Genomic DNA, 18,447 nt, shown 5'->3' with positions numbered 1-18,447 from the left:
TCTATGCGCTCTAAAATTTTACCTTTTGCAATTTCCTTGCTGTACCTGCTCTTTATTACAAAAGATTTATCTGCTCAGGTCAAAATCGGGACGAATCCAACCGTCATCGAATCAAATTCCAATCTGGAAGTAGAAGCGTCAACTACTGGCAGAAAATTTAAAGTTGATAAAGCCACCGGGAAAATTACCATTGCCGATGGCACACAGACGAACTTCTCTGTTTTGACTTCCGATGCCGATGGAAAGGCGTCATGGACAAAATTGAGTTTCCAAAGCTTTGGATCGTTCCCCAGAATGATGGTTACCGGAGCTACAACAGGTGAATTAACAGATGGTGTCAGGGTGAATCTTACGTATCCGAATATTCAGATTGTGATGAGCGGCTTTACTTATCAGTCCACAGATGGGCAGGTTCGTGCTGTTGAAGGTTCGTATATCGTTGAAACGTTTCTTACTATTGAGAACAGTGAGGGCTGCACAGGTACATCGGTAATGGGGCTGGAAGTCGAGTTGATGAGAAATGGAGAGGTAATCGATTACCCGATTCTGGATGAAAAACTTACTCCTGTATATCATGATAAGTATATCACAAAAGTCTCAGAGGTTATAGGCTTGGTTACCGGAGACTACGTTTCATTTTCAATACTTCCCACTATCAAGTCGCCGCAGGCAGGATGCACGATAAAAGTGACAAAAGGCGACTTAAAGATGACCTATATTCCTTAATCATCTAGATAACGTCATGGAGAGTTACAAAAATTTGCAGCTACGTAAATCGCAGGCCTGCAAGATCGTTGCAGCGGTGCTTTTGTCCCTTTTTTGTTTCAGTGTTCGCGCCCAGCAAAAACTGTACGGAAATATATCTATCCCCTCAGGCGCGCAACTAACATTGTTTGGCAACCAGACATTTGCGGGAGGAAGTGGTGTTTCGTCGGCGATTGTACGTGTAGGTCGCGCTATACCTGTCGGGTTGCTTAATTTTCCTCAGAACACGCAAATTACCGGGGCAGGAACGGGTGGTTTTATTGATGGATATGTGCGAAAATTTGGCTCTGCATTATTTGTCTTTCCGGTCGGGCACAACGGCTTTTATGGCCCATTTGCCGCAGCCGCAGACAAGACTTATGGTGCTTACTACCATGCTAATCCATCAGCAGCGTCATTTCCAACCAGCTCCAAAGATCTGTCTGTTGCAGCTGTGTCGGGGACTGAATATTGGGATATAAATGGTCTCAATCCAACAAAAATTACCTTGACCTGGAATGCTGATAGCAACATTAGCTCGTTTGCGAACCCAATCGGTAATCTCATCATAGTAGGGTGGAAAAATGGAAAATGGGAGAAAATCCCTTCTAAAATAGACGCGATTTCAGTACTTGGCGGAAGCTCTACAACGCTTGGCGGATCGATTACCACGGCTAATTCTTTGCCGCCAAATAACTATGAAGTTTATTCCCTGGGCGCTGATGGCGCACCTTTGCCCGTTACGCTTACCCGATTTGTTGCAAAATCTGAAAACAATATCGCCATACTTGATTGGACAACAACGTTTGAAGCGAACAGTGACTTTTTTGAAATTGAAAGAAGCCAGAACGGAAAATCATGGCAAAGTATTGGAATACTTACATCGTTCAAGGAGAGCGTCGTACTCTGGAACTACCAATTTATCGACCAGAAACCGCTAGCCGGAGAAAATTTGTACCGATTGAAAATGGTGGATACGGATGAAAGTTTCGCATACAGTAGCATTCAGTCGGTCATTTTCAATATGTTATCGAATGAAAACTTTATCTACCCCAATCCGGCAACCACAGTTTTAAATTTTCAGCAAAATGTTACCCTGACTAACAAACCGAAGATCAGGGTCACAGATTCAAATGGCCGCGACCGTACATGTTCCGTTGTCTGGATTGAAAACAGCATAAACATTCAAAGTCTCGAAAACGGCTCGTACATCATTTCCGTTTTCGACGAAAAGGGCGACGAAAAACATTCTAAAATCTTAGTTTTAAAATAATTTAATATGAAATGTTTCACACTTGCTTGCGTCTTCATTATCTCGTTTTTCGCGACAAATTCGCTGTCCGCCCAACAAACACTACAAGGCTCCGTCGAGCGCATTAAAGTGCATGGAAAAGGCCTGGAAGGAAATCTGGAAGGAAATTCGGCCGATCCGGAGGTGTCTGTTTACCTGCCGCCGAGCTACAAAAAGGAGTCCAAAAAGCGGTATCCGGTGATTTATCTGCTGCATGGATTTACTGACACCGATGCGCAATGGTATGGGCTCATGAAACATTGGATCAGCCTGCCTGCGGTGGTCGATCCAATTTTTGCAGCGGGGAAAGTGAATGAAATGATCATTGTGACGCCGAATGCGTATACCCGCAGCGGCGGCAGTTATTATTCCAATTCCATCACAACCGGCAACTGGGAGGATTTTGTGTCCAAGGAACTGGTGGCTTACGTTGACCAACATTACCGGACGATTGCCAAAGCTGCAAGCCGCGGCCTGGCGGGACATTCGATGGGTGGTTATGGCGCGATGCGCGTCGGGGAGCGAAATCCCGGAGTATTTTCGAGCATTTATTTACTGAGTCCGTGCTGTCTGGCGCCGGGTGCGCGTTCGACGGAATCTTTGGCAAAAATTGAAGCAGTCAAAGAGCCGGGTGATTTTGCAAAAGCTGATTTCGGAACGAAAGCCGCCCTCGCCTATGCTGCTGCCTGGTCGCCGAATCCTTTGAAACCACCATTTTTCACGGATCAGATTATTGAAAATGGAAAACAGCGTCCTGAAATCGAGGCAAAGTGGACTTCCAATATGCCGCTGGTAACGGTCGATCAATACATTTCAAATCTGAAACAGTTGAAAGGAATTGCCTTTGACGCAGGTGATAAGGACCAGCCGATTGCCTCCAATATCAAAATTTTGCATGAGGTTTTGGATAACTATAAGATCCAGCATTCCTACGAAGAATATCAGGGCGATCATTTGAACCGCATCGGCGAACGCATCGAGCAAAAAATGCTACCGTTTTTTTCTGAGAGGCTTTCTACCAAGTAATTAAAAAAACACCCTACCATCAAATTCATGAGCGGGGATCTCAAATTGGCATTATTGCGGGTTGTTCCTTTTTTACTGGTCATCATGGTTGTTATCATCCGGACACGCCAGGGGGACATCAATCCCGACGATCTTTTTCTCAATAAACCTGTGTCGAATTCCCGGTTTCTGGCTTGCGTGGCGGGTTTTACGTCTTATGTGCTCCTGGTCGAATTCGTGCTTTATCAAATGGGGATGCTGGAAATTAACCCCTGGAATCATCCCATGGCTTCTTCCTTCATCCGGATTCTTGGGGCGGTAATTCTCGCGCCGATCACGGAGGAGCTCATATTCCGGGGACTGTTATTAATGGTTTTGACCAAAAAATTGAGCAGGCACATCTCCATATTGATACAAGCCCTGATCTTCGTTTTGCTGCACAACTTCGCTTATGAGAATACCATGACCGCCAACATTGGTATCGTCCAAAGCTTTATCGACGCCTGCCTGTTTGGTTACGCCAAATACTATACGCGTTCCATTTACACTTCCATGGCCATGCATTCGATCGGAAACCTGGTGGCTACCCTGGAAAGATTCATACTTTAAAAACCGTTTCTGCCTAACTTGCCGCTTCGTATCTACCATCATTTTTATGCTCAAATATCTTTTTTTAGCCACTATTTTATCGCAAAGTTTAGCTTCCAAAGCGCAGTTTGTTACGGATTCTTTACTGATCGACAAGTACCACCGCGTTTTCATGTACAATCCATCGACGGCAATCAAGCCGGGTGCTAGTTTGCTTTTTATCATGCACGGGTCTGGCGGGGATCCAAAAAGTATTATCAATCATGCGACGAAATTGCAGGCAAAAGCGGATGCTGAAAATTTGATCCTGGTTTATCCAGCTGGTTATAAAAAATATTGGAATGAATGCAGAAAAGCATCGACAGCGGTTGCAAACACGGAAAATGTCAATGAGGAAGCCTTCTTCTCTGGTATGATCGATTTCTTTTCAAAGAAATATAAAATCAACAAAGCACACGTTTTTGCGACGGGTTTTTCGGGTGGCGGGCACATGGCTTATAAGCTTGGGCTGACAATGCCGGATAAAATCAAAGGGATCTCGGCCATCGTTGCCAACCTGCCAACTCAGGATAATCTGGATTGCAGCCCGATGAATGTGGCGCTGCCGGTCATGATCACAAATGGTACGGCCGACTCGACGAATCCGTACAATGGCGGAGAGGTGAAAACGCCCGGCGTGACACTCGGCCAGGTACGCGCCACCGAGCAATCCTTCCAATATTGGGCCAAGCTAGACGGTTACAGCGGCGAGCCAGTGAAAACGATTCCCACCGACCAAGATACTTCGAACGACATTACCGTCGAAAAATATACCTACGAAAAGAAAGGAAAACCCGAAGTAACTCTTGTAAAAGTCATCAACGGCAAACACGAATTCCCAACCGATTTCGACGTTTTCGAAGAAACCTGGGCGTTTTTCAAAAGGCAGATGAAGAAGTAAGCTACCATCTCAAAAAAATACAATAGCGTTTCGCCAAAATCACCCATTTTGAATTAAATTTGATGTAGAATAAAATTAATTGTACATCAAAGGATTAAGATGATTAGAATGGGTTTGGTGACGGTTTGGCTAACATTGCTTCTCTCGTCCGTTGGAGCGCTGTTTTGGTACAACGACTGGGTATATCAGCTTCCTACGCCTATCCCCGCGCACTACAAACTAGTTTCGCTTGGAACGAAGATAAACCTGCCCGAAAAGTTTCTCAGCAAGAACGAAAAACCCGTTTTCCTTCACTTTTACAATCCCGAATGCGCCTGCTCCCGTTTTAACAAAAGACATTTTCAATCACTGGTAAAGCAATACGGCAAGGACGTCGACTTCCGTGTAGTAGTTTTGACCGACAAAAAATATACGGTTGAATATATCCAGGATAAAATCGGACTTGAAATTCCAGTTTCATTTGACCAGTCCGTGGCCAATACCGTCGGCGTTTACTCCACACCGCAGGCCGCACTCATCGATCAATCTCAAAAACTTTATTACCGCGGTAATTACAATGCAAGCCGCTACTGCACCGAAGAAAAATCGGCTTATGCCCGGATCGCATTGGCCGGTTTACTGAAAGATCAGTCGCTTCCGATGCTAAGTGCGCGGGCGATGAAGTCTTACGGCTGCACCATACCTGTTTGTAAAAACTAACTCCTCTATAAAATTTAAACTCCTCTTTGAAATTTAATGGAAATAGAAAATACCTTAACAAACACCCCTACCGACCATTTTCTCCTGGGTGTCAAGGATCGGTCCGACCGGCTGATGAATTTTTTCCTGCCGGGGTATTTTGCAATTGGGCTGGTGCTTGCGCTTTTTTATGATACCTGGTCGATCGCATTGGGTGTGGGTGGGATCCTGCTGGTGGCCTATTATTCTGCAAAAATTGCCCTGCCGGATTCTGATCTGTACCAATATGTGCTGAGTACGGTGCTGGGAATTTACATGGCCCAGTTTATCTATCAAATGCACGGGCTCTTCGAAATGCACTTTTTTGCCTTCATCGGCAGTGCTGTTTTGATCACTTATCAAAAGTGGAAATTACAGATTCCGATCATGATCGTGGTGCTGGTACACCACGCCATATTTGGTTATCTGCAAAATACGGGTCTGGAAGAAGTTTTTTTCACTCAGCTCGGCTATTTCGACCTGCTGACATTTACGATACACATCCTGCTGGCAGCGGCAATCTTCTTTATTTGCGGACTGTGGGCATTTATGCTCAACCGGTATTATGAGCAGCACATTGCGAGCACCCTCGAAATGGCCGAACTCCAAAAAGAAGCACAACTTTCGCTGATCCGCAAGCAAAATGAGGAGGATCAGAAAAAGGCAAACGAAACCCTGCGTGCAGCAAATGCAGAATTAATCATCGCCAGACAAGAAGCCGACAAGGCGAATCAGGCAAAAAGTGTATTCCTGGCCACAATGAGCCACGAAATCCGTACGCCGATGAATGGCGTGATCGGGATGGCGGCCCTTTTGCAGGAGACGCCGCTCAGCGAGGAACAGCGAATGTTCACCGAAACTATTGCTACCTGCGGGGACACGCTCATTAATGTGATCAATGATATTCTTGATTTTTCCAAAATAGAATCCGGAAACCTGGAACTTGAAAATCAGGACTTTAACCTTCGTCAGAGCATTGAGGATGTATTGGATATTTTCGGAACCAAAGCTGCCAAAATCGGGCTTGACCTGGTTTACCAGATTGAAGAAAATGTGCCTGACCAGATCGTGGGCGACCAGCTGAGGCTGCGTCAGGTCCTGATCAATCTCGTGGGAAATGCCATGAAATTTACAGAGCAGGGCGAAGTTTGCGTATTTGTAAGCCAGGACGAGGCACTGCCAGGCGGACAATTGCGGCTTCGTTTCGACGTACGGGATACCGGAATCGGCATTTCGGAAGATAAGCTGAACCGGCTTTTCAAGGCCTTTTCGCAGGTCGATTCGTCCACTACCCGTAAATATGGCGGCACGGGCCTTGGACTTGTTATTTCGGAAAAGCTGGTAATACTCATGGGCGGAGAAATCAGCGTAAGCAGCGAGGTAAACCGCGGCTCCACATTCTCGTTTACCTTGCTGACTACCAGAGGAAACAAGATTTTGCCGGTTGTTGTACAGCACGATATGCACGAGCATATTGGAAAAAGAATCCTGATCGTAGACGATAATGCGACAAACCTTGCGATCCTGAAACGTCAGATGGAAAACTGGAAATTGCAGCCTGTGATGGCTTCCTCCGGCAAAGATGCACTGTCTATTTTATTTGAAGATGACAAGGGAATTGATCTGGTGATCAGCGATATGCAAATGCCTGAAATGGATGGAGTTACGTTAAGTAATGCGATCCGGCGGTATATGCCGAAGACGCCGATTATTCTGCTGAGCTCGATCGGTGAAGAGGTGAAAGAGCAGCACCGCCATCTTTTCGCGTCAGTGTTATCGAAGCCGGTGAGGCAGCATGTTCTGGGAACGCAGATTATGCATGCGCTGCAAAAAACCCTTCGTGCGAAAGTGGAAGCAACAACCCAACACAAGCTTTCGGTTGATTTTTCAGACAAATATCCTTTCGATTTACTGGTGGCCGAAGACAATCAGATTAACCAGCGCGTGATTGTACGGATTCTCGAAAAGCTGGGTTACACCCCGGATATCGCCAACCACGGACAGGAAGCACTGGAAGCCGCGAACCAGAAAAATTACGGTTTGATTTTGATGGATATGCAAATGCCGATCATGGATGGCCTCGAAGCTACCCGCCTGATCCGCAAAACGGTTGCGAACCAGCCTGTGATCATCGCGCTGACAGCCAATGCGATGGAAGGCACTCAGCAGGAATGTCTGGATGCCGGGATGGACGATTACCTCAGCAAGCCAATCAAATTGGAGGAGCTGATGTCGAAAATAAGGAAGTGGTATCAGAGAGCCGAGGTATAAAAAATCAGGATTTAATGTCTTTGCAGAGCCGCCCGCAGTTTTTCGGGCGGCTTTATTTTTGTAAATAAGTGAAGCATTGGCAGGAAAATTTTAACATTTCATTACCAGGCGTAAGAAGGAAGTTGATCAGTGGCTGGAAGAGTTTGCGTATCAATTAACTTAAAACCAAATGATTATGAAAACTGACCTTTTAATGAATTTCACAGTGGACAAGGAAACCAAAAAAGTCCATGTGGAAAGGGAATTTGCTGCGCCGGTAGCGCGCGTATGGGCTGCATGGACACAAAAAGAGCTGCTAGATCAGTGGTGGGCGCCAAAACCCTGGAAGGCCCGGTCGAAAGAACTGGATTTTCGGGAAGGTGGTCACTGGCTTTATGCGATGGTCGGGCCGGAGGGTGAGGAACATTGGGCGCGCATGGATTACAAGTCCATCGAGCCGCAAAAATCTTTCTCGGCGCTGGATTTTTTCTGCGACGAAACCGGTAAACCAAGTGATTTCCTGCCCGGTTCCGGCTGGCTGACGTCATTCAATGCAGAGGGTGACCATACAGTTGTCAGCATTGTTCTGACTTTTAATGAACTGTCGGATCTGGAAAAACACCTTGAAATGGGCTTCAAAGAAGGTTTCACGATGGGTCTTGAAAATCTCGATGAGTTGCTGGAATCGCAGCAATAATGTTAAATGTTAAATAAAAATGCTCAAAGCCCGATTCGAAGGACTTTGAGCATTTTTATTTCTAAAATCATTACTTACCCGCTTCTGCAAACGTCCCCGCCGCAAAATCATCTGGTATCTTTTTAAACCGCAAGTTCATCACGCGTCCGTTCGACATTTTCAGTCCCGAAACATTGCCTGAAGCGTCTCGGATCATATCAATGCTTCCGACAAACCACCAGGATGAAGAAAGTTTATCTTTTGAAACCACATTCAAATCGGCCTCTCCGTGATGCACGTGACGGATTTTGAGTGCTTTGTCTTTTGCTTCAATGATGTAGAAGGTTTCCAGTTCAGGACTATAATATCTTCCGGCGTATTGTTCAAGCGGAAAGGTCGCAGCAACTTCCGTTTCGGAGCGGGTGGCAGGATGATCGCCGTTTTGATGTAATGTGATGCGGCTCACCTGCTTGTCTTTGGATTTGTGAAAAGTCACCGCAGCATCGACCACTTTCCAAAAAAATGTCGAGTCCGACGACGGAAAAATTGGAAACCAGGGCTGACCGGTCACTTGTGCAGTATAAGTGCTGCCCTCTTTTTTGAATGTTAATTTAACACCCGGCGCTTCCGTCAATGCATAAGTACCCATGTAAGGCCCGAAAAGCAGCGAGTCAAATTTAACTTCCTTTTTCTCAGGGGTTTTAGCAACTGCTTTGTCTTCTTTTATTGAATTGGGCAACAAAACATCGACCATTTCAAAGACCTTTTTGCCTCCGTCAAACTCCGCCTGATTACTCAGTACAATAAAGCCATAATCCTCTTTTGGAAAATAGGCAATGTTGGACCGATACCCCGCATCCGCGCCGCCGTGGCCGAAATAAGATAATCCTTTATACATTCCATGCACAAGGCCGAAGGCATACTGGATTGTATCACCTTTATTGAGGCGCCCTTTTTCCAGCATTTGTTTGATCGTCGCCTGCGTACCTACCTGCGGGTTTTTGAAATTGTCGATCCAGAGCGCCATATCATTTACGGTGGTGAATAAGCTGGTGGCGCCGACATTGCCGTAACTAAGAATACTTTTGCTGAACATGGTCGGGCCCATGGCGCCGGGTGTGCGGTGAAATGAATAGGCGCGGCCTTTTACGATTTTTTCCTGGTTGTCGTAAAACAGCGTATTCTTCAGCCCAAGTTGCTTAAAGACATTGCGTTCCATCCAGTAATCGAAGGGCTGCTTGGTAACCCGGCTGACAATTTCGGCGAGTAAAGTGTAGCCCGTATTGCAGTAGGAATGCGCCGAGCCGGGCTCGAAATTCAGTTCTCTCTGACGAGTAATGAGGTTAAAAACGTGTTGTTTCGTGATGACGTCGTCGAGTTGCCAGCCGGCCATCGCCAGCAAATTCCACTGGTCGCGCAGGCCGCTGGTATGGTGCGCGAGCTGGCGGATGGTGATGGTTTTTCCAAAATCCGGAATTTCGGGCAGGTATTTTCTGATGTCGTCATCCAGCGATAATTTACCTTGCTCCGCCAACATTACAACTGCAAAAGCCGTAAACTGCTTGGAAACCGAGGCAACATGGAAAATCGTTTCAGGCGTAATTTTCACGCCCGTTTCCAAGTCCGCCTCACCGAATCCTTTGGCATAAATAAGTTTGCCGCCATGCACCACGCCTACTGCGACGCCTGGCATTCCCGCCTTATCCCACTCCTTAAAAAGCGCATCAATTTTATCGGTGGGTACCGGGGCTTGGGCCTGGCCGTGTACCAGGTTCTGTAAAAGAAGTAAACAAATTAAAAGTAAAGGAAATCTCATTGTGAAGGAGTTAAGGTATGTTGTGAATGTTGTCTGGGAAATTACGCATTTACACAGAATTTCGAACCGATTAAAATGATAAACGGCTCTTAATCAACCAACCTTCTGCAACCCTTCACGTACTACCACAGCCGCTTGCTCAGGGACCAGATGGAAATCGCCTTCGGACCATTCTATATTCCACTCGCCGGGTTCGCCGTTGCGGACTTTTAATAATTGTACATTCCAGCGTGGGTGTCCTACGCCCGGCATGCCAGGTTCGAGCTGACTAGGAATCGGCGTGATTTTCCAGCGGGATACACTTGCCAATGTGTTGGCATGTCTGGGATTCGGCCGGTGCAAAAATCCCGTAACACGGCTCTGTTCCACAGCTAGTTGCAGCCGCCGCGACTCCGTCAATGTAATTTCACTGATCTCCCCGACCACCGCCGAAATCGCTTCACATTTCAATGACTCTTCTATCGCCCACAGCAAATCCTGCTTCTTTTTAATATCAATAAAAATAACCCTGTCCGGTTCCACGCCGAAAAATTTGAGAGCTGGCGGAAAAATCATCCGGTCCATACTGATCCACAAACAAGGCCCTTTCTGATGCATCAGCTTTCCCAGCAGTCCCGCCATAAAACCGCAGGTAGATGCCGCATCCTGGTCGGCCAGACTCGTGAATTCATGCACGGCGCCAGTCGGGAAAACGCCGTTTGGAAACGATTTCTCAATCTCGCCCAACCCAAACCGCTTCTGCTGCCCGTCAGACGGTGCATGAAAGCCTTCCAGAGAAAGTATATCCTTCCTCAGCCTTTCAGCGATTTCGCTTTTCGCAGCAGATTGTTCCATAGAATGTTGAGTAAATTGTTATTTTCAGTAACAATTATTTGATTCCAAAAATAACAATTTACCCAAGTACGTGCAATCTTTTGCTTAAATGATTTTCAGATAGATACTTTCGCAATCGGTGTGCAAACCGGGATGTTATGCTTCATCTGATTGAATGTCAGCTTTTTTCTGGCAAGTTTATAACCTTCGACACTTCAGCATTGTTAAAAAATTATTATCCGGTATCTATTTGACGCTTACGTCTTAAACTTGCAGCGCAATCATTTACGCTTTACAAACTATGTCGGGATACAGTTTTTTTAACAGGGATATCAGCTGGCTTTCTTTTAATGAAAGGGTTTTGATGGAGGCTGAAAATGAGGCTTTGCCGCTGATGGAGCGGATCCGGTTTCTCTCTATTTATTCCTCCAACCTCGACGAATTTTACCGCGTACGCATGCCGGTCCTGCAAAAAAATGTGGAAGGCCATGATGAGTACGAGCATGCCGCCGAGATCATAAACCGGCAGCAGGACCGCTACGGCGCAAATCTGATCAAATCCATCATTCCCGAGCTGACCAAAACCGGTATTCATTTTTGCTATCGCGAGGAAATCCCGGCAGATCTTATTCCACAGACGACGGAGTACTTTTTCAGTCAGGTAGCAGGACTTTTGCAACCCGTTTTCCTGACTGCCGATTCCGTCATTTTTCCGGAAAACAATGTGCTGTATGTGGCTGTGATCCTCAATCTCGAACCCGGCGGCGAGCGGCTGGCCTTTGTCAATGTACCTACGAATAATCTCAGCCGTTTTTACAAAATTAAAGGTATCGATGGAGATTACATTATTTTCCTGGAAGATATTATCCGTCAGAATCTCCGCTATCTTTTTCCAAATGCGGTGAATATGAAGGCTTTCAACATCAAAGTCACCCGTGATGCCGAGCTCGACCTGGTCGATGACGACGGGCCCGATATGACGGAAAAGTTTGAAAAACAGCTCAGCAAGCGCGACCGCGGCTATGCTACCCGGTTTTTGCACGAGCCCGGCCTGCCGCTCCGACATTTACAGAACATTGCGATTTCACTGGATTTGAAAAACGCCTCGATCGTGGAAGGCGGTGTGCACCATAATTTAAAAGACCTGGCCGCACTGCCCATTAATAGCACCGCCCTCTCCTACCAGCCCTGGCCGCCGCTTCGCGGTTTCGACCATACCGATCGTGACCATACGTTGTTCCAATCGCTCGCCCGGCAGGACTTGATGGTACACCCGCCGTACCAGAGTTACGACACGATTTTGCGTTTTTTCAACGAAGCCGCCATCGATCCGTCGGTGAAGGAAATTTATACGACTTTGTATCGCGTCGCCAATGATTCCAGGATTGCCCTGGCGCTGATCAGCGCGGCCCGAAACGGAAAGCAGGTAACTGTGCTGATAGAGCTGAAAGCGCGTTTTGATGAGGCCAACAACATTCAGTGGGCGAAGCGGATGAAATCTGCGGGTGTAAAAATTGTGCACAGTATCAATACTTTAAAAGTGCATGCAAAGCTGGCGCTCGTTCGGCGGAAACATGCAGAGTTGCCTTACCTGGGCCTCCTTGCCACCGGCAACCTCAACGAAAGTACCGCACGGTTTTACACCGACCACATTCTGCTGACCTCTCACCAACCGATGCTCGCCGAGGCCGAAAAGCTATTTTCCTTTTTGAGCAAAAAGAAAAAACCGGAGATCACTGATAAAATTTCGTTTTCACATTTGCTGGTGGCGCAGTTCAACCTGCAAACGGAATTTGTCAAACACATTGACCGTGAGATAGATCATGCCCAAAAAGGGCTGCCCGCTAACATTACCATCAAGCTCAATAACCTGGAAGAAGAGGTGCTGATCAGCAAGTTATATGATGCTTCCAATGCCGGCGTGAAAATCAATCTGATTGTCAGAAGCATTTGCCGGCTGATTCCGGGGGTGCCGGGTCAGAGTGAGAACATTATTGTAAAAAGGATTGTAGACCGCTACCTCGAACACGGACGCGTTTTTATTTTCCATAATAGTGGTAACCCGCTGGTTTTCATGGGTTCTGCCGACTGGATGAACCGCAACATTTACCGCCGCATCGAAGTCTGCTTCCCGATCTACGACTACAAATTGAAAGAGCAACTTATGCACATCATTGCATTACAGTGGGCCGACACCGCCCAGGCCGTCCTGATCGACAGCAGCCTGAACAACGTCAAATTACCCAACCCAGACCAAAGCCCCGCATCCCAGGAAGCCATATATCACTTCCTAAAAAGCTAGCTGCATATGCACCTGCCCGCCCAGGGACATTGGGTTTGATGGCGCCGTCTCGGTGCAGAGACGAGCAGCGAAGCCTCTCAAATACTGCTGATTAAACGGTATAAATTTGCCGGAAAATCATTTGACCTCGATTTTCATACCAAAATCCCGAACTTTGAAAAGATACAAAATCACTTTCAAACCCGCCAGTTTCATACCATGAAACGATTTTTGCCAGGTCTTTTTATCGTTATCCTGAATGTTGCAGCAGCCTTCGCGCAGACAGAAACGCCGCAACATTCGCTTAATAATTACATCGAGTTTTTGAACCGCTCCACGGCGGAGCTAACCGGGCGTTTTCAAATGGTAACCCGGTATACAGAAGACGTGGAATTGTACCGTAAAAGGCCGTCGTACGGACTGCGGCTGCCCTCTTCCGGGCCGCTAGAAGAATTTTACTACAAAAAAGCGCTCACTGCCCAAGGTTTGACAGCCGCTGAAAAACAAAAGCTGAACAAAGGAGCAAACGCCGTTTGGGACATATTAAATGAACTGGATGAAACCGCCAAGGCGCTCGAAACGCACGTCAAACTGAATGCCTATCAAGAAGATGACCTGAAAGAATCTGACCGGCTGGTTTCAAAAATACTGTCGGCATTTTGGAGATACCGTGCTGAAAAAGTGGCTTTTTATAAAGAAATCAATGGTTTGGCATTAAAAAAACAACCCTATCTCGCGACAGATCCCTACATGGCGACGGAAAAGGAAATGCGTGACATACTGATCCGCCAGCAGCAACTGCTCGATTCATTGCCATTTTATCTCAACCGAAACAGTCAGACGGAGTGGCCGCTTGCCATGGTGAAGCGCAGTATGCTGGCCGATGAAAAATCGCTGGCGGATTTCGGAAAATTGCAGGCCCGGCTGCCTTACCCTGCCTCGGCTTCTGTGCCCGACTTCAAAGAGGCGCTTTATGCTTTGCAAAAAATCAAACGTACTGCCGTAGACGACCACAATTTCGCTTCCCGCCAGTCTGCCGAACATGGAAATAAGGTGTATTTGTCGCTGATTAACCAATACAATTTCGACCTGATGGCCGCGCATCAGGCTTTTGTCAATTACAGCCAGGCGGCGCGGCCGATGATTTATTTTCCGGCATTTAGTCCTGTGATGGTGCAGGAAAGTGCTTCGGAAAAGAGCGCAACAACCTCTCCGACACCTGCTTACGAAGACCTTGCTTTGATCAGATTTGAGACAAAACGCAGCGCAACACCAGCTCCCACGGCGACCATTGAAACGTTGAACGGATATGTTGAGCTGATCAACGAATCGCTGCGGCAGATGCATTTGCTTCAACTTTTGGTCAGGAATTACCAGTCTTCTGCTGAATTTTACCGTGATCCGGCCCGGGCTGGCAAGCGGGGAAATTTGACCTACTCACATGCTGAATTTAAAGTACCAATATCTGCTTATCAGCTACTTACGAATGCCAGCAACAACATTCCGGCGGCCTATCGGGCGTCCATAAATGGCCAGGCGAAGGTTCTTTTAAATATTTTAAAAGAAATGGATGGGCTAAGTGTCGAGCTGATCCGGTATACCACGGAAAAAACCTATCTAACCGACCAGTTGAAACGCTCCGACGCGATCCTGGACCGATATGTGGTGCTATTTGATTTGTTTGACCAGAAAAAAGAGCAGCTGTATCAGGACATCCGTCGCATTCACGAGAGCTTCCCGAATATGGATCCTGCCAGTTCCTGGACCGTTTCAGGAAATGCGCTGCTGCAAACCATGGATCAGGACCACGACATTTTGTTTGGTTTAAAAGATTATTTCAAAGGCAGGAAAAGCAATTTACCCCCTACTGAAAAGCTTGCCGAAGACGCCAAAAAGCTGATTGCCGATGAGTATAAAAACATGAAGGGCCTGAAACGTTATGGTCGCGCCAACGGAAACTGCCCCTACTCGCCTTATGAAGATTTACCGGCCAATTCCATCCGCCTCGCCGAAATGGTGCAAAAAATCAAACCCAATAATTCCGCCGGCCAGCAGCATCCCTTTGAATCTTTTTACTACTTCTACAACAACGCATTGGTCTACGAATACAACAAATTCATCGACCTCTCGCAAACCGGATTATTGAAGACCATCAACCAGCCTGATCTTTTTGCATTTCAAAGGATTTCCGCCCAAAAACCGGAAAACCCGCAGATTTCGCCGCCTGCCAAAACAGAGAAACCCGCTGATGCTCAGCCAATATCTACCATTACAAGTAACGAAACAATCCCCAATGCTCAGCCGGCAAAACCTGTCGCTGCGACTACTGAGAGACAGGCGGAAGTGAGGCGAGATACGGTATACATTGAGCGTGTGAAAGTCGATACCGTTTATGTAGATCGCGGAAATAATGGACGGGAAACGACGCGCTCGCTGGAAGGTTTTGCGGCCAATAATATGGTACTGCTGCTGGATGTTTCGTCGAGCATGAACTCGCCTTTGAAAATGCCTTTGCTCAAAAGATCCATCAAATCGCTGCTGACTTTGCTGCGGGCCGAGGACCAGATTTCTGTCATACTTTATTCGGGCAAGGCACGGGTGGTGCTGAAACCAACTTCCGGATCCAAGTCAGCCGAAATTGCACGTATGATCGATTTGCTGAAATCTGACGGCGATACCAATGGAAATGAGGGAATTAAACTGGCCTATAAAACGGCTAACAAACAATACATTCGCGGCGGCAACAACCGCATTGTCCTCGCTACCGACGGCGAATTTCCTGTGAGCGAAGAAGTGATGCAAATGATCGGCCAAAATGCCCATCAGGATCTTTATCTAACGGTTTTTACCTTCGGAAGAAATGAACATACCGGCCAGAAACTGCGAAAACTCAGCGAGCTCGGCCAGGGAACTTACGCCCACGTCACAGAAGAAAGCGCCGACCTGCAACTAATCCTCGAAGCGCAGGCCAAGAAGCAGGCTGTGCGATAGTAATTCATTTTTAAAACCAGCCTGAAACATTAAAACAAGCGCGAATATGCCTTATTAAGGAACTACCCAACATTCCTTAACCTGCTAATCCTTTTCCCCAACAATGAAAACCAAAAAATTCCTCCTGGCCACCGTCGCCATAGCCTTCATTATGGTAACATGCCAGGTATCCCGGCAGGGCACTTCGGATAAGATGCTGAAAACCACCGACGAGGACGTCAGCGCAATCCCGACTTTTACCGACAATCCGTCGCCAAATTACCTGACGCCCGAGCAGAGTATCAAGACATTTAAGCTGCCCAAAGGTTACCACCTTGAACTTGTGGCGAGCGAGCCGATGATCCACGAGCCGGTGGCGATTGCCTGGGACGGAAATGCGCGGATGTACGTGGCCGAGCTCAATACGTATATGCAGGACGTGGAAGGTACCGACGAGCACGCGCCGACCAGCCGCGTCATGTTGCTGGAAGACACCAATAATGATGGCAAAATGGATAAAAGCTCGGTGTTTATCGACAAGATGCTGCTGCCCCGGATGCTGCTTTGCGTCGGCAGTGAGCTACTGGTGAACGAGACCGACACGTACGACATTTTCAGCTATAAGGATACCAACAAAGACGGCGTGGCGGATGTGAAAAGGCCGGTGTATACGCCTGGTAAAAAATCGCCCGGAAACCTCGAACACCAGCGCAGTGGCCTCGATTGGAATATCGATAACTGGATTTATATGGCCGTGGACCCCGTCAGGTTCCGCTACAAAAAAGGCATGCTGGTAGCGGATTCCATCCCCAGCGGGTCGAGCGGGCAGTGGGGATTGACGCACGATAATTATGGCCGGCTGTACTTCTCCTCGGCAGGTGGCGAAACCCCGGCGCTGGGTTTCCAGATCAACCCGGTTTACGGCAGGATGGAATTTGACGACCAGTATTCCGAGGAGTTTAATGCGGTGTGGCCGATCATTAAAACGCCCGACGTGGAAGGCGGCCTGAAACGCCTGCGTCCCGATACCACATTAAACCATTTTACGGCCAGCTGCGGCCAGGTAATTTTTCGCGGCGACCGGTTACCTGTTGATTTACAAGGTGATCTGCTCATCAGCGAGCCGGTGGGACGACTGATCCGCCGCGCCAAAGTAATCAACAAGAACGGAAAGATTACCTTGGAAAATGCCTATGACAAATCCGAGTTTGTGGCTTCGGTGGACATGAATTTCAGGGTGGTGAATATGTATACCGGCCCCGACGGCTGCCTCTACCTGGTGGATATGAACCGCGGCATTATCCAGGAAGGAAACTGGACCGGCCCCAAAAGTTACCTGAGGCCGCAGATCCAACGGTTGGGCTTCGACAAGAACATTCAGCACGGACGAATCTACCGCATGGTGTACGACGGCATGCAGCCCGGACCGAAACCGAAAATGCTGGACGAATCTTCCGCAAAACTGGTCAGTTACCTTGCCCACCCCAATGGCTGGTGGCGCGACAATGCGCAAAAGGAGCTGATCCTAAGAAACGATCCGTCAGTGATCACGGCATTGAAAAACATACTCGACGGAAAACCAACTGGTTATCCAAAGGAAACGTCGGCGCTGGGAAGACTGCATGCCCTGTGGACGCTGGAAGGCCTGGAAGCATTAAACCCGGAACTGCTGGCCTTCGCGATGAAGGACGAGGACCCGGAGATCAGGAAAGCGGCGGTAAAACTTTCGGAGCCTTACCTGAAAAAGGATGCGCAAATGCTTAGCGGCCTCGCCTCCCTCAAATCCGATCCGAGCAACGATGTCCGCATGCAAATGATTTTCTCGCTGGCGAACAGCAAAGCGCAGGAAGCCAGAAAGTTATCGGACGACATTGTGGCAAGCGGCCAGGGAAATCCGGTTTTCAGCCGCGCGGTGCGGAGTATTGAAAAGAACAATGATGCCAAACAATTTGGTCAGAAACTGGGCAGGCTTGATGCCGTGGACAGAACATTGGTTATGAATGGTTCGGTCATTTATAAGTCGCTGTGCGCCACCTGCCACGGGGCTGACGGGAAAGGAGTGGCAAGCAAAACTGCTCCCCCGCTTGCAGGCTCAAAAAGGCTGTCACGAAACACGGATGCCGCTGTCTACATCCTGCTGCACGGCCTTTCGGGCCCGGTTGAAGGCCAAACTTACCCGACCGAAATGCCGTCGATGAAAGACAATGACGACCAATGGATCTCAGCCGTAGCGAGTTATGTGCGCTATGAATTCAGCAATGCGCCCGCGATCCGTCCTGAAGCTGTGAAATCGATCCGCGAAAAAACGGCGGCGCGGGACAAAGCTTGGACTTTGGAAGAGTTACAGAAGTAATTC

13 protein-coding genes are annotated in these 18,447 nt (G+C 47.7%); 11 read left to right on the top strand and 2 right to left on the bottom strand.

Annotation, left to right across the window (positions count from 1 at the left end; genetic code table 11):
* Nucleotides 1-3: 3 nt before the first annotated feature.
* From FEN17_RS00885 to FEN17_RS00850, 8 genes are all read left to right on the top strand, one after another.
* Nucleotides 4-726, top strand: coding sequence for a hypothetical protein (locus FEN17_RS00885; protein ID WP_138363436.1), 723 nt, complete (start codon nucleotides 4-6; stop codon nucleotides 724-726).
* A 16-nt stretch (nucleotides 727-742) separates the two neighbouring features.
* On the top strand, nucleotides 743-2,017 hold the full coding sequence (locus FEN17_RS00880; RefSeq protein ID WP_138363435.1) for a T9SS type A sorting domain-containing protein: 1,275 nt from the start codon (nucleotides 743-745) through the stop codon (nucleotides 2,015-2,017).
* 6 nt (nucleotides 2,018-2,023) lie between these two features.
* The gene (locus FEN17_RS00875) at nucleotides 2,024-3,061 is read left to right on the top strand and encodes an alpha/beta hydrolase (protein ID WP_138363434.1); all 1,038 of its coding nucleotides are present in this window, start codon (nucleotides 2,024-2,026) and stop codon (nucleotides 3,059-3,061) included.
* Between the two features lie 27 nt (nucleotides 3,062-3,088).
* On the top strand, nucleotides 3,089-3,649 hold the full coding sequence (locus tag FEN17_RS00870; protein ID WP_138363433.1) for a CPBP family intramembrane glutamic endopeptidase: 561 nt from the start codon (nucleotides 3,089-3,091) through the stop codon (nucleotides 3,647-3,649).
* Between the two features lie 46 nt (nucleotides 3,650-3,695).
* Nucleotides 3,696-4,568 (top strand): CE1 family esterase, encoded by an 873-nt coding sequence (locus tag FEN17_RS00865; protein ID WP_138363432.1) that lies wholly within the window; start codon nucleotides 3,696-3,698, stop codon nucleotides 4,566-4,568.
* A 99-nt stretch (nucleotides 4,569-4,667) separates the two neighbouring features.
* Nucleotides 4,668-5,267, top strand: a complete 600-nt coding sequence (locus tag FEN17_RS00860; protein WP_171037802.1) for a DUF6436 domain-containing protein — start codon at nucleotides 4,668-4,670, stop codon at nucleotides 5,265-5,267.
* Between the two features lie 36 nt (nucleotides 5,268-5,303).
* Nucleotides 5,304-7,556, top strand: a complete 2,253-nt coding sequence (locus tag FEN17_RS00855) for a response regulator (protein ID WP_138363431.1) — start codon at nucleotides 5,304-5,306, stop codon at nucleotides 7,554-7,556.
* A 175-nt stretch (nucleotides 7,557-7,731) separates the two neighbouring features.
* Entirely contained in the window at nucleotides 7,732-8,232 is a 501-nt protein-coding gene (locus FEN17_RS00850; RefSeq protein ID WP_138363430.1) for an SRPBCC family protein, read from the top strand.
* A 70-nt stretch (nucleotides 8,233-8,302) separates the two neighbouring features.
* Here FEN17_RS00850 and FEN17_RS00845 read toward each other — a convergent pair whose 3' ends face one another.
* Nucleotides 8,303-10,027, bottom strand: a complete 1,725-nt coding sequence (locus FEN17_RS00845) for a serine hydrolase (RefSeq protein WP_138363429.1) — start codon at nucleotides 10,025-10,027, stop codon at nucleotides 8,303-8,305.
* A 93-nt stretch (nucleotides 10,028-10,120) separates the two neighbouring features.
* Nucleotides 10,121-10,861 carry an ImuA family protein gene (locus FEN17_RS00840; RefSeq protein WP_138363428.1) on the bottom strand — a complete coding sequence of 247 codons (741 nt, stop codon included), beginning with the start codon at nucleotides 10,859-10,861 and terminating at the stop codon, nucleotides 10,121-10,123.
* A 280-nt stretch (nucleotides 10,862-11,141) separates the two neighbouring features.
* Here FEN17_RS00840 and ppk1 point away from each other — a divergent pair, with 280 nt between their 5' ends.
* From ppk1 to FEN17_RS00825, 3 genes are all read left to right on the top strand, one after another.
* On the top strand, nucleotides 11,142-13,142 hold the full coding sequence (gene ppk1 / locus FEN17_RS00835; RefSeq protein ID WP_138363427.1) for a polyphosphate kinase 1: 2,001 nt from the start codon (nucleotides 11,142-11,144) through the stop codon (nucleotides 13,140-13,142).
* 198 nt (nucleotides 13,143-13,340) lie between these two features.
* The gene (locus FEN17_RS00830) at nucleotides 13,341-16,112 is read left to right on the top strand and encodes a VWA domain-containing protein (RefSeq protein WP_138363426.1); all 2,772 of its coding nucleotides are present in this window, start codon (nucleotides 13,341-13,343) and stop codon (nucleotides 16,110-16,112) included.
* A gap of 103 nt (nucleotides 16,113-16,215) precedes the next feature.
* Nucleotides 16,216-18,444 (top strand): DUF7133 domain-containing protein, encoded by a 2,229-nt coding sequence (locus FEN17_RS00825; RefSeq protein ID WP_138363425.1) that lies wholly within the window; start codon nucleotides 16,216-16,218, stop codon nucleotides 18,442-18,444.
* Nucleotides 18,445-18,447: the final 3 nt, after the last annotated feature.

Source organism: Dyadobacter luticola, from assembly GCF_005860805.1.
GTDB classification, from domain to species: Bacteria; Bacteroidota; Bacteroidia; order Cytophagales; family Spirosomataceae; genus Dyadobacter; species Dyadobacter luticola.
The sequence above is the reverse complement of the archived record's forward strand: the minus strand, read 5'-3'. Positions and strand labels throughout refer to the sequence as shown.